This window comes from Sediminicola luteus, from assembly GCF_002514735.1.
GTDB lineage: Bacteria > Bacteroidota > Bacteroidia > Flavobacteriales > Flavobacteriaceae > HQA918.
On sequence record NZ_NBWU01000001.1, the window covers coordinates 642,582 to 654,981 of the forward strand.

At 46.0% G+C, this 12,400-nt stretch carries 13 protein-coding genes; 9 read left to right on the top strand and 4 right to left on the bottom strand.

All coding sequences use genetic code 11. The features are described from left to right. The first annotated feature begins 4 nt into the window (after nucleotides 1-4). The 3 genes from B7P33_RS09480 (at nucleotide 5) to B7P33_RS09490 (ending at nucleotide 2,055) form a co-directional block, all read left to right on the top strand. Complete coding sequence (locus B7P33_RS09480; RefSeq protein ID WP_097441730.1) at nucleotides 5-619, top strand: DUF2306 domain-containing protein; 615 nt, start codon at nucleotides 5-7, stop codon at nucleotides 617-619. A 60-nt stretch (nucleotides 620-679) separates the two neighbouring features. Beyond that, nucleotides 680-1,609: a glycosyl hydrolase family 18 protein gene (locus tag B7P33_RS09485; protein ID WP_097441731.1), complete on the top strand. Its 930-nt coding sequence runs from the start codon at nucleotides 680-682 to the stop codon at nucleotides 1,607-1,609. 86 nt (nucleotides 1,610-1,695) lie between these two features. Further along, on the top strand, nucleotides 1,696-2,055 hold the full coding sequence (locus B7P33_RS09490; protein WP_097441732.1) for a hypothetical protein: 360 nt from the start codon (nucleotides 1,696-1,698) through the stop codon (nucleotides 2,053-2,055). Between the two features lie 271 nt (nucleotides 2,056-2,326). Here the strand turns inward: B7P33_RS09490 and B7P33_RS09495 are convergent, their stop codons facing one another. Beyond that, complete coding sequence (locus tag B7P33_RS09495; RefSeq protein ID WP_097441733.1) at nucleotides 2,327-2,791, bottom strand: CBS domain-containing protein; 465 nt, start codon at nucleotides 2,789-2,791, stop codon at nucleotides 2,327-2,329. 183 nt (nucleotides 2,792-2,974) lie between these two features. On the opposite strand from B7P33_RS09495, the gene B7P33_RS09500 reads away from it, so the two are divergent. From B7P33_RS09500 to B7P33_RS09510, 3 genes are all read left to right on the top strand, one after another. Beyond that, a complete protein-coding gene (locus B7P33_RS09500; RefSeq protein ID WP_097441734.1) occupies nucleotides 2,975-5,257 on the top strand; it encodes a M28 family peptidase in 2,283 nt (760 codons plus the stop codon). Nucleotides 5,258-5,267: 10 nt separating this feature from the next. Then, nucleotides 5,268-6,065, top strand: a complete 798-nt coding sequence (locus B7P33_RS09505; protein WP_097441735.1) for an NAD(P)H-binding protein — start codon at nucleotides 5,268-5,270, stop codon at nucleotides 6,063-6,065. Nucleotides 6,066-6,552: 487 nt separating this feature from the next. Next, on the top strand, nucleotides 6,553-7,251 hold the full coding sequence (locus tag B7P33_RS09510; protein ID WP_097441736.1) for a tetratricopeptide repeat protein: 699 nt from the start codon (nucleotides 6,553-6,555) through the stop codon (nucleotides 7,249-7,251). A gap of 12 nt (nucleotides 7,252-7,263) precedes the next feature. Here B7P33_RS09510 and B7P33_RS09515 read toward each other — a convergent pair whose 3' ends face one another. Further along, entirely contained in the window at nucleotides 7,264-7,818 is a 555-nt protein-coding gene (locus B7P33_RS09515; protein ID WP_141402435.1) for a hypothetical protein, read from the bottom strand. Nucleotides 7,819-7,994: 176 nt separating this feature from the next. Here B7P33_RS09515 and B7P33_RS09520 point away from each other — a divergent pair, with 176 nt between their 5' ends. Next, complete coding sequence (locus B7P33_RS09520; RefSeq protein WP_097441738.1) at nucleotides 7,995-8,963, top strand: NAD-dependent epimerase/dehydratase family protein; 969 nt, start codon at nucleotides 7,995-7,997, stop codon at nucleotides 8,961-8,963. 84 nt (nucleotides 8,964-9,047) lie between these two features. Here B7P33_RS09520 and B7P33_RS09525 read toward each other — a convergent pair whose 3' ends face one another. Beyond that, entirely contained in the window at nucleotides 9,048-9,353 is a 306-nt protein-coding gene (locus tag B7P33_RS09525) for a type II toxin-antitoxin system RelE/ParE family toxin (RefSeq protein ID WP_097441739.1), read from the bottom strand. After that, nucleotides 9,337-9,588 carry a type II toxin-antitoxin system ParD family antitoxin gene (locus tag B7P33_RS09530; RefSeq protein ID WP_097441740.1) on the bottom strand — a complete coding sequence of 84 codons (252 nt, stop codon included), beginning with the start codon at nucleotides 9,586-9,588 and terminating at the stop codon, nucleotides 9,337-9,339. The genes B7P33_RS09525 and B7P33_RS09530 overlap by 17 nt, the downstream gene beginning before the upstream one ends. Before the next feature lie 204 nt (nucleotides 9,589-9,792). On the opposite strand from B7P33_RS09530, the gene B7P33_RS09535 reads away from it, so the two are divergent. After that, on the top strand, nucleotides 9,793-10,503 hold the full coding sequence (locus B7P33_RS09535) for a hypothetical protein (protein ID WP_097441741.1): 711 nt from the start codon (nucleotides 9,793-9,795) through the stop codon (nucleotides 10,501-10,503). Between the two features lie 164 nt (nucleotides 10,504-10,667). After that, the gene (locus B7P33_RS09540; protein ID WP_097441742.1) at nucleotides 10,668-12,332 is read left to right on the top strand and encodes a M14 family metallopeptidase; all 1,665 of its coding nucleotides are present in this window, start codon (nucleotides 10,668-10,670) and stop codon (nucleotides 12,330-12,332) included. Nucleotides 12,333-12,400: the final 68 nt, after the last annotated feature.

Here is a 12,400-nt window from a genome sequence, read left to right on the forward strand (position 1 = left end):
GATCATGACCCGAAAATTACTTTTCTGGTTTTTCGTACTACTCTGCCTTGGGGTAGCCGTATATCCCATTACCTATTTTTTGGTGGAGGGTAACTTTGGCCTGCTCAGTACCAAACCCGATTCTTTGTTACAAGACCAACGGTGGCGTTTCTTTTTTTACGGCCATATCGTTTTTGGTGGGGTCGCCATGGGCCTGGGTTGGATCCAATTTGTGCGGGCCGCTAGAACAAAAGCCCCTTTCTTACATAGAATCATTGGGCTTTTCTATACCCTGGCCGTTATGGCCAGTGGGGTATCTGCCTTGTATATTGGTTATTTCGCCACAGGCGGACCCATAGCTTCCATAGGATTTATGACCTTGGGTTTACTTTGGATCGGAAGTACACTTGTAGCCTATGGCTTGGGTAAAAAAGGACAGTACCGTGCCCATGCCAAAATAATGGTCGTAAGTTATGCCTTGACCTTTGCCGCGGTTACCCTGCGGTTTTGGCTGCCTTTATTACAGGTGGTTACGGGCGACTTTGTGATTTCGTACCGTATCGTGGCCTGGCTCTGCTGGGTACCCAACCTTATTTTTGCCCTAACCTGGATTCGGAAAAGGGAGCGCTTGCCCATTTGACCCCTTAATTTTTTTCCAGACCGTTTGGTTTGTTTATTTTTGGACATTCAATTTCTAAGTATGTCCTGTAAATCCCTATACCAATATTTACTGCTCTTTGTATCGGTTCAACTCTCGGCCCAAGACTATGGTGCCCTAGTAGGTTATACCATGAATGGGAATATCGCCTCACTCGATAAAGAACAGGTAACCGCCCTCGATAAACTGATCTACTTCGGGATCGATGCCGATGCCGAGGGAAACATAGCCGTAGATAAGGTAAAAAAGGATCTTCACATCCTCGATTCACTCCGGCAAGGATCCAACACCGAGCTAAGCGTTTGTTTCGGTGGCTGGCACCGCTCCGATTTCTTTATCGAACTTTCGGCCGCAGCGGAAAGACGGGCGCATTTTGCCCAACAAGTATTGGAACTCTGTCGTACCTATACCCTAAAAGGGGTCGATATCGATTGGGAATTCCCCAAGGGTAAGGCGCAGAAACAAAATTTTGTACGCTTAATGCAGGCCTTACACCAAAAACTGCATCCAGCAGGTCTCGAAATTACCATTGCCGTTGGTTTTTGGAAAAAACAGGCCAAACTTAGCGCCCAGGTAAATCCTTATATAGATGGGGTTAACCTCATGTTGTACGATAATTTTAGTCCGTTTAAAGGCCAGGCCTCCTATACGCTGGTAAAGCGGACTACCAAACGTTTTATACGCCATGGGGTAGCGGCCGAAAAATTATTCGTAGGGGTTCCGTTCTACGGACGCCACCGCTGGAAATGGGGAAAGACCATGTCGTATAAAGACATTCACGATTTTGAGAAACTCAATGCTAAAGGGGTGTATAAAGGCTACTTTTTCGACAATAAAACCACCCTGGACCGTAAATTGGCCTGGGTTGCCGAAAAAGGTTTGGGCGGACTTATGTTCTGGGAATTGCAGGGCGATCTGCCGCTTAGCGACCCCAATTCACTCTTGGGCCATTTGCACCAACGCATAGAGTAAAGTAGAATGGCCCCCTTCTTCGATTCTTATATCCTTTTCGACCTAAAAAACCACACAAATAAGGAAAACGCCTTATTTTCAATGGCATGGAACGCCAATGTATGGAATGTGGGGATACGGTAAAGGGTCGTTCGGACAAAAAATTCTGCTCCGATGCTTGCCGTAATGCCCATAACAACAAACTGAACAAAGACAGTACCAATCTCATCCGGAACATCAACAACCGTCTTCGTAAAAACCATCGTATACTCGATAGTTTTCCTTTGACCGAAGGCAAAACCAAAACCACCAAACCCAAACTTCTGGATCTAGGTTTCGATTTTAACTACCATACCCATTTGTATACCACCCAAAAAGGTACCATCTATTACTTTGTATACGACCTGGGCTATTTACTGCTCGACAATGATTTTGTAATGATCGTAAAGCGGGAGAAACATCAATAAGCAACGTGAATCAAGAGTTGAACTCTCTGTGACCCTCTGTGCTACTCCGTGAAACTCTGTGCAACAATCGACAAGGCTCAAATAACACAGAGGCACGCCGAGAAGACGCAGAGTTACACTGAGAAATTGCCACAGATATTCAATAGATTACATAAACGCTTGATTCGAATAGGCAATTAATACATTCTGGCTGCCCTTTTAGAGACTGTTTTGAAACAATACCAAAAACCCCACCAAAAGGCAGGGTATCTTAGTTTCCTAATATGTTCTCCTATTTATAATTCTGGGCACTGAGTTTTAAGGCGGCGATCACCACATCTTTACGACTTATCTGCCCTACCAATATACCATCGCGCAGTACCGGAAGCCTTCTACGGTTGTTCTTATGGAAAATTCCGGCCGCATCGAATATACTGGTATCGTGCGATATGGTTTCTACGTTGGGCGTCATGTATTTAGATACGCTTTTATCTACTATGGGCATATTAAAATACCGGCTTTCCGCAATTTGTTTCATACAATCACCTTCCGAGATAATCCCTACCAGAAAACCGTTATCGTCCAATACCGGTCCGCCCGAAATACTGTGTTTGGCAAACAATTCCATCACTTCCAGAATAGACTGGTCGGGGTGAAAGGTTATCAATTTTTTCGTCATATGATCCGCTACCAAAATCGGTGCGTCATACTCCTTCTTGGCAGGGCCCCTGGCCCCCTGAAAACTTTTGATTCCCATAGTCCTTAGATTTTGGTTGATTAGTAATATAATGAATTTTAACCAATTGTATAAATTTCCCCGGTCAACGGACAGTAACGTCACTTTTTGTTATTTTTATACGATGGCCTTAACCAGGGTCTGTTTCAACCATACTTGTTTGTATAAAAACCATATCGGGAATTACCATTTCCTACCGTTACCATGAAAAAATCAACCTCATTACTCGCCGTAATCTTAATCGGTATTTTGGTGTTCTGGAGTTTCAGCGCCTTGTTACCCTCCTATTCACCCAAAACCGACACTCCAGAAGCCGAATTTTCTACCGATAGGGCCATGGCCCATGTAAAAGCGATGTCTACCGAACTGCATGGGGTCGGATTCCCCGGCCATGCCCCCGTACGCGAATATGTAGTACAGCAATTGGAAAAAATGGGTCTGGAGGTTAGCTTACAAGAGGGATATACCTCGGGCGACTGGGCCAACTACAGTAAGGCCATTAACGTTTTGGCCCGAATAAAAGGCAGCGGCAATGGTAAGGCATTATTGCTAATGTCGCATTACGATAGCGGGGTGCATTCGTCTTTTGGCGCCAGCGATGCCGCCAGTGGTGTAGCTACGGTCCTTGAAGGGATTCGTGCCTATTTGGCCAGTGGTGAAAGCCCGACCAACGATATTATTCTGTTGCTAACCGATGCCGAAGAACTTGGGCTTAACGGTGCCGACCTCTTTGTAAACCATCACCCTTGGGCCAAAGATGTAGGTTTGGCCATCAATTTCGAGGCCCGCGGAAGTGGAGGCCCCGGCTATATGCTCATTGAGACCAACGGGGGCAACAGCGCCCTAATCGATGCCTATGCCAAGGCAGATTCCGATTATCCGGTGGCCAATTCCCTGGCCTACAGCATCTATAAAATGCTTCCCAACGATACCGATCTTACGGTATTTCGGGAAGATGGGGATATCGAGGGCTTTAATTTTGCCTTTATCGATGATCATTTCGATTACCATACCGCTTTAGACGTAGCCGATAGGTTAGATCCGGAGACCTTGGCACATCAAGGGGCCAATCTTATGCCTTTGTTGCATCATTCCGCCCTGGCATCGTTAGCCTTAAAAAGCGATACCGATCAGGCCTATTTTAACGTCCCTATCTTTAAACTGGTTTCCTATCCCTTTTCGTGGATATACCCCATGTTGGGCCTGGCTGTCTTATTATTCGTGGTGCTGCTCATTTTCGGCTTTCAGAAAAACATGTTACAGGCCAAAGCGGTCTTTACCGGATTCTTACCGGCATTGATCGCCATTGTACTGGCTACCCTAGCCGGATTTATCGGTTGGAAAGCCTTATTGTGGATCTATCCGGACTATAACGATATGCTGCATGGCTTTACCTATAACGGTTATAGTTATATCGCTGCTTTTGTCGCTCTGGCCTTGGGTATTTGCCTATTGACCTATAAACGATTTAAGGAACTGGGCGCGGCCAATCTTTTGGTGGGGCCCATCTTTATTTGGCTTCTGGTATGTACCGCCACGGCACTTTATTTAAAAGGGGCCGCCTTTTTTGTAATCCCGGTTTTCGGACTATTAGCGGCCTTATGGGTGAGTATGAACCAAAAGCAACCAAGTATGTGGTTATTGGTACTCTTGGCGGTGCCCGCCATATGGATCTTTGCCCCTTTCATAAAAATGTTCCCGGTGGGGTTGGGACTGAAAATGCTTATGGCGGCCACCCTGTTTACGGCCCTTACTTTTTTCTTTGTACTGCCCTTGACCAGCAATTTTAAAAACCCCGGTTTTTGGGGGCGGGCCGGACTCTTATTCTTCCTTGGGTTTATGATCAAGGCCCATACCAATAGTGGGTTCGCTATAGACACCCCAAAACCCAGTAGCCTGCTGTATGTTTTGGATGCCGATACCAATAGCGCACAATGGGCCTCATACGACCATAGGCTGATTGATTGGAACAAACAGTTTTTGGGCCAATCGCCGGAACCTCCTACGGCTTTGGCCGATAACACCATTAGTAGCAAATATTCCACAGGCTTTAATTGGGTGGCCCAGGCCCCCATGAAGGCCATTGCGTCCCCTGATGTGCGCACAGTGACCGATACCCTGATCGGGGGAAAACGTCATTTGGAAATCTGCATTACCCCCCAACGCGATGTAAACCGTTTGGAGGTATACTCCAATGCCGTGGCCATTGAAAAGGCCTTGATTAACGAGATTCCCTTGTCGGAGGAGTTTATGTCGAGACGGAATCCGGCCGGAAAATTGCTAACCCATTATATTACCGATAACGAGACCAGCAACCTTTCTTTGGTAGTCGAAGCCGGCGAGACCCTGGAGCTTACCTTATATGAAGCCTCCAACGACTTACTATTCAACCCGCTATTCAGTATACCGCCACGACCGGAAACCAGTATTCCGTTACCCTTTGTGCTAAACGATGCGGTCTTGGTCAAAAAAACGGTTCGATTGTAAACGGTAGTCCATGCAAAAAATCGCCATTTTAGGCTGCGGATGGTTGGGCCTTCCTTTGGCCAAAACCTTGATAGAAAACAAGTTTTCGGTGGCCGGTAGTGTTTCCCGGGCCTCCCGATTACCCCTCTTAAGCGAAGCGGGAATACTCCCCTATCAAGTGATGTTGGCCCCCGATGGGGTACATGGCAATATTTCCGGGCTTCTTGAAAAGGCAGCTGTCTTGATAATCGCCGTCCCTCCGGGACTACGAAAAAATCCGGCAGGAAGCTTTCTCCAAAAAATGGAAAAGCTTCTGCCGCATATCAAATCGGCCGGCATCAAAAATTTGCTTTTCGTAAGTAGCACATCAGTCTATGGAGATATCCCAGGCTTGGTCACAGAGGCTACCCCAACCCAGCCCATTAGATCTTCGGCCCAAGAACTTCGAAAGGTGGAACAACTGCTATGTGCACATTTCCCCAATACCACCTTGGTTCGTATGGGTGGTTTGATCGGCCCAGACCGTCAACCTGTTCGTATGCTGAGCGGCAAGACCGAACTAAAGGGTAGATTATGGCCAGTGAACCTGATCCATCAAGCCGATGCCGTGGACTTGTTGCTCCATAGCATAGAACACCAACTATGGGGCAGGCTTTTCAATGGCGTCTATCCGGCACATCCGACCAAAGAAACCTATTACCAACAGCAAGCCGAGCGCTTACAGATTCCCCCTCCTCTTTTTGACCTACAAGACAGCTCCCAAGGGAAACAAGTCGATACCGCTGAAGTTGGACTGCTGGAACACTTTAGCTTCCAGCATCCTATTTAATTAGGCCTACATCTATTTTCTATGTCTTTTTTCTTTGAGCGAAGCGGTCTTAACCATAAACCTAAAGATTTCGGCGTCACATGAATGCCCTCACCCCTCTCTCCATCAAGAGAAGGGGCTTAAAAGCAAGTTGAGCGCTGCGTCAGCCGACAGGAGGGCGGTCAAAACCCTATTAAGCATATCGTTGTTCTATGCCCTTCGACGGCGCTCAGGGTGACATTGCTACGCGATCCTTTTATTACAACAAACTGGTACTCCATCTGAAAATAACTGGAGTGTCTAGACACCTCCCAGGAAAACAGGTCTATACCACTGAACTCGAATTGCTGAATCACCTCAGCTTCCAGTACCCCATTTAATCGAGCCTTCGTCTATTTTCTATGGTCTTTTTTCTTTTAGTGAAGCGGTCTAACCCCCATTTATGATTGCTTTCACACCCCATTTTAATTTATTTGTTTAGATTTGGCCGATTCCAAAATTTGATACCATGAAGAAGTTATTGCTGTTGGCCTTTTTGCTGACCGGAACCATACTACAAGCCCAAAGTAATGCCCAGTTGAAAGCGCATTTTCAAGGCTATTATGAAGCCATGCAAAAACAAGGCGATGTACAAGGGGTAATACAAGCCCTGACCCACCTCAATGTTTTGGAACCCTCTACCGCCCGTCGCGATACCCTGGCCATGATCTATGCCAACAACAACCAACACATGCAAGCGCTGAATACGGTTGGGGTAGAATTGGTGCCAACGGACAGTGATATGGCCGTACAAGTAAAGGCCATTTCTTTAAAAGCCATTAACCAACTTCCTAGGGCCATCGCACAATTTGAAGAATTATACAAAAGAAAACCCAATGCCTATTTGGCCTATGAATTGGCCGATCTAAAAATACAGACCGGTAAAATAGATGAGGCCAAAGCTAATATCGAGTACGGCATGGCCAACGCCAAGGAAGACGATCAATATGCCTTTTACGAAAGGCAGCAACCCTATCAAGTACCTTTAAAAGCGGCTTTTAAACATCTCGAAGCCTTAACGGTTTTCAATAAAGACAAAGATGTTGATAAAGCCATAGCGCTTATGGACGAGGCTCTGGCCATAGCACCGCACTTTAACTTGGCCAGTTTAAGTAAACAAGCCTTGGAAAAAAGAAAGGAACAACCCGAAGGAACTACCCAAGAATAAATTTTACGATGGCTACTTTTCCGTTGCACCTTTTGGGTCAATGGACTTTGGAATAGAATCAAAATCGGCAGCTTCCAGCTCTAAGATCACATCTAGATCAACATAGGTGTTCATCAATACCGAAAATTGGTTTACCCAAGCATTATAGGCCGTTACCAATTCGGTACTGGGTTCTTGAAGCCCCAAATTATAGGTTAGGGCGCCCTTAACCTTCAACACAAAGGTTTGGAACACCGCTTGGCGACTTTGTATCTGTGGTTTTTTAAACTCCTCAGGATATTCCGATTGGGCCAATAACTTTTCCTTGTCGATCAAATCATCGATAACCAAGGCCACATCTTCTTTCCCTTTTGCCGTGTATAGGGCATCCATAGAAGAAACCAAGGCGTTGTATTCGGGCCATTTGGCCAAAATTTCTCCAGCTTTGGCATTGGGTTGCTGTTTTTTTGGCAAACTAGCTCCATCAAAGACTATGGTTTCCTCATTTTGGGCAACCGCTTCCCCTTTTTTTTGGCCACAACCCGCAAGTAAGGACAACACAACAAAAGTGATCAGTATTCGAATCATGCAACGAAGGTACATATTTTTTAAGGCCATGGGTAACCCATTAACGTTCATTACAGGTTTCAGAGCATTTCTACTTCAAAATACATATGGACATATCTTTAAAAAATAATGACAAAAACTAAGAATTCGACAATTCGGATTATCTTTACGGCCATATTTTAAAGCATTCGCAACATATGCATCCAACTGTGTTGATTTTAGGCGCCTGTGGGCAAATCGGTACCGAACTTACCCTCTACCTTCGTGAACGATATGGTAAAGATCAAGTGATCGCTTCCGATATACGCGAAGGAGGTCGGTCTTTAATGGAATCGGGGCCCTTTAAATTGTTAGACGCCATGGATGCCGAAGGCTTGGCACAAGTAGTGGCCGATTATAAAATCGACCAAGTCTACCTTATGGCCGCCATGCTTAGTGCTACTGGTGAAAAATTCCCGGCCCGTGCATGGGATTTGAACATGACCACCCTATTCAACGTATTGGATCTGGCCAAAGCGAAAAAAATCAAAAAGGTGTTCTGGCCTTCGAGTATTGCCGTATTTGGGCCCTCTACCCCGGCTGAGAACACCCCTCAACAAACGGTTATGGAACCTACTACCGTGTATGGCATTAGCAAACAGGCCGGCGAACGTTGGTGCGAATATTACCATACCAAATATGGGGTAGACGTACGATCGGTCCGTTATCCCGGATTGATCAGTTGGAAAACCCAACCGGGTGGTGGTACCACCGACTATGCGGTAGATATTTACCACAAGGCCTTGGCCGAAGGAACATATACCTCCTTTCTTAAACAGGGTACACGCTTGCCCATGATGTATATGGACGATGCCATTCGTGCCACAGTAAGCCTAATGGAAACCGATGCCGATCGTATTCGTGTACGTTCTTCCTATAATTTGGCAGGCATGTCTTTCGCTCCAGAAGATATGGAAGCCAGCATTCAAAAACTGTTGCCTGATTTTAAACTGCACTACCATCCGGATTTTCGTCAGGCCATAGCCGATTCATGGCCCAGCAGTATCGATGATTCGATAGCCCAAAACGATTGGGGTTGGCAAGCCGAATTCGACTTGGAAAAAACTACCCGTGAAATGCTTAGCCAGTTGGGGCGCTTGGCCGACGATGGGGTGGTTCGTGGTTAGTGGCTCGTAAAAAATAATCATTGTCATTGGCACAATAAGGCTGATGGAATTCAATTCCAAAATCTAGTTCAACCTGAGGTCATTTTAGCCTAGGTGCCTTTCAAAATCCATTTTACCTCCTAAAACGCGTAAGACAAAAATACCCTCTGGGACTTTGTAATAGAACAATACATGTGCCTTAAAACGATAGCGAAAAACCATATGCGCTTTTATGGGCACATAGGCACGACCCAATTCGGGGTTGCTGGCCAATTTTTGAATCACTTTTATCAAGGCCTGTGCATATGCTAGGGATTGGTTTACACCAAAATTATCTAAGGTATAATCGGCAATTTGCCGTATATCTTGTTTTGCCCGAGCACTTAATACATAATTACTTTCCCGATTCATGGGCACGTATAGCTTCTTCCCAAATAGTTTCAATGGTAGCCTCCGTAGGACCGCTTTCCATCCCAGCAATCAAGGCCTCGTTTAAATCGATACTTCGCTTACGTCTCTCTTGATCTTTTCGGATAATATCGCGGATATATTCGCTGTCGTTGGTGTAAAATCCTTGTTCAATCAGACTTTTAACAAAGGCATCTTGTTGCTCGGTAAAGGTTATGGATTTTCGTACTACGCCCATTTTGAACCATTTTTAATACTATTGGTTCAAAATAATCAATAATTCCTATGAATGCAAAACTTTTACAGCACCAGACTTTCGACATTTGACATGCTGACGTTCGACTTCTAGTACATCATTTAGGTGACTTTTAGACAATTCCGTATCTTACTAGTATGGAAACACCCGATTTTTGGGTGTATTACGAACCTAAGCGTTACCACTATGAAAAAACTGCAAACATTCACCACACTTTTGATTTGCCTGCCCATGTTTATTTTGGCCCAAGTGGCCAATGGGGTCTATATGCACGAATCGGTAGATGCCGATGATAACCTACACCAAGAAAAATTCATGATCCAAGATGGGTATGCGGTACTTACCCAATACAGTAGCCAGCCGGCCGGATTTACCTCCACAAAAGGCGGAACGGTTACCACCAAACATGGTATAATGGAGATCTCCCTCGATTTCTCTACCACCTATGCCCAAGATGGGGCAAACGTAGCGGCGGTACCTTATGAGTTCGTTGGCGATACCTTGGTACTTGGTGGGAACAAGAAATTCACAAAACAAGCGGCCAAAGCCCAAGCTCTGGATGGACGCTGGCTTATGGGCGGCTGGGTAACCGACGAAGGCGAAAAACGGCGCGACATTACCCAAGCCCGGAAAACCCTGAAATTTCTTGTCGATGGGCATTTTCAATGGGTCGCCTTTACCCAAGGTACTTTTGAATTCTTCGGAAGCGGTGGCGGACAGTTTACTTCGGTCGATGGGGCCTATACCGAAAAAATCGAGTTCTTTTCACGCGATAACAGTCGAGTGGGTATGGGGCTCGAATTCCATTTCGACAGAAAGGATAACGACTGGTACCATAAAGGCTTTAGTAGCAAGGGCAAACCCATGCACGAGATTTGGACTATTTGGGCCGATTGACCTTCCCTCAACAGTAACTAAACATAAAACCCATTATCCCATGGCCACGTGGACCCATGGCCCTTGCAAATATTACCCAGCCTTGGGCCTTAATTGATTAGATAGGGAGTAATAATGGCGAAACTTGGATGGATAGCTTATCTTGAAGGGATTAGCATTTTACCATGAGAACCTTTCTACTTTTACTTTTCATCCCGGTTTCCTTATTCGCCCAATCATCGAATATCTACTGGGGCAATGCCATACCCGAAAACTGGAACGGCGATTGGCCCAATGATTTACGTACCGCCTGTGAAAAATCGGGCTTTACCCATACGGCCACCCATAACGACATTATGGACTACCTTTCGGAATTGCCCCGAAAAAGCGAATTGGTGTCCACTTCTACCCTATTCGTCAGCGACCGTGGGCTGGCTTCCCAGCTATTGATCATGGCCAACCCCAGAATCAGTTCGGCCCAAGAAGCCAAAGCCAGTGGTAAACCGGTCATTTATCTGCAAGGAGGCATACATCCGGGGGAACCCGAGGGCAAGGAAGCCCTACTTATGGTTATCCGCGACATTCTTTTTGGGGAGAAAAAACACTTGCTAGACAACTTGATCATTCTTGTAAACCCCAACTTTAATGTCGATGGAAACGAAACCCGTGTCATTACCAATGGTGACCTTAAACTGATGGGAACCCGTCGTAATGCCGCAGGTTACGACGTTAACCGCGATGCCCTAAAACTGCAGACCAAGAATATGCAAGGTGCCGTTAGCAAATTGTTTGCCCAGTGGGACCCCATTCTCATATACGACACGCATCGTATGGAGGAAACCCAGCATGGGTATGCCATTGCCCATGGCGGATCTAATGTGCCCACGGCTCATGCCGCCCCGCGCGATTATGTAACCTATAACATCTTTCCGGCCCTAGTAGACATCGCTCGAAAAGACTACCAGATTGAAGTAGGTATGCATTGCGGTTTGGACGATACTTGGCCTCCCAAAGTATTCTCCCACGATAATTCCATTTGGTCTACCGAAGGTAAATTTATGGTCAGTGGTTATGGGTTGCGTAACCGTATGGCCATTATTACCGAAACCCCCGAACGTGCCTCTTTTGAAAAAGCTGTCTATGCCCAATACGCCTATACCCAGGCGCTTTTAACCTATTGCCATACCCATGGACAAGAAATGAAGGCCCTTTGCGAAAAAACGGATGCCGAAGTGGTAGCCCAAATAAAGAACCATGCCAGCAGTGGCCAACTCACCAACTTTACCTCTGGCAAATATGTATCGGATGGTGCCCTAAAAATTCCCGCCTATCGCGACACCAAAAAGAAATTCGTGCCGGGCAGTAGTGTACAAGTATATGACCGCCCCGATACCCCCGAATGGGTAACCGTAGATTTGGTTACCAAACCTATTGGTACCCATTCGGCCAAGGTGCCCAATGCTTATTTGCTTCCGGAATCGCTAAAGCCAATAGTGGACAAGCTAAAAATGCATGGGGTACAGGTTTCGCAACTTGAGAAAGCTGTGAAAGTCAATGGCGAACGCTACCGGGTAGACCGTATGGAAAAAAGACCCATGGGTTTTGCCAAATATCCTATGACCACCCTGTTGGGCGATTTTGAACAAGCCAAACAGCAAAACTATCCGGCCGGCACCTATTTGGTTTCCCTAGAACAGCCCTTGGCCAACCTTATTTTCTATTGTCTGGAACCCCAAGTACGCGACGGACTCATGGGCTGGCAACTTATGGATGATCAATTACAGGCCCTCGAACAAAAAGGGAGTCCGTTTTATTATCCGGTCTTTAAGGTTTTTGGGGAGGTGAACTAATTGGAAGGAGTTAACCAGTATCTAGTATTAACTGGGAAGCTGATATTCACGTCGGGGGTACAATTTTT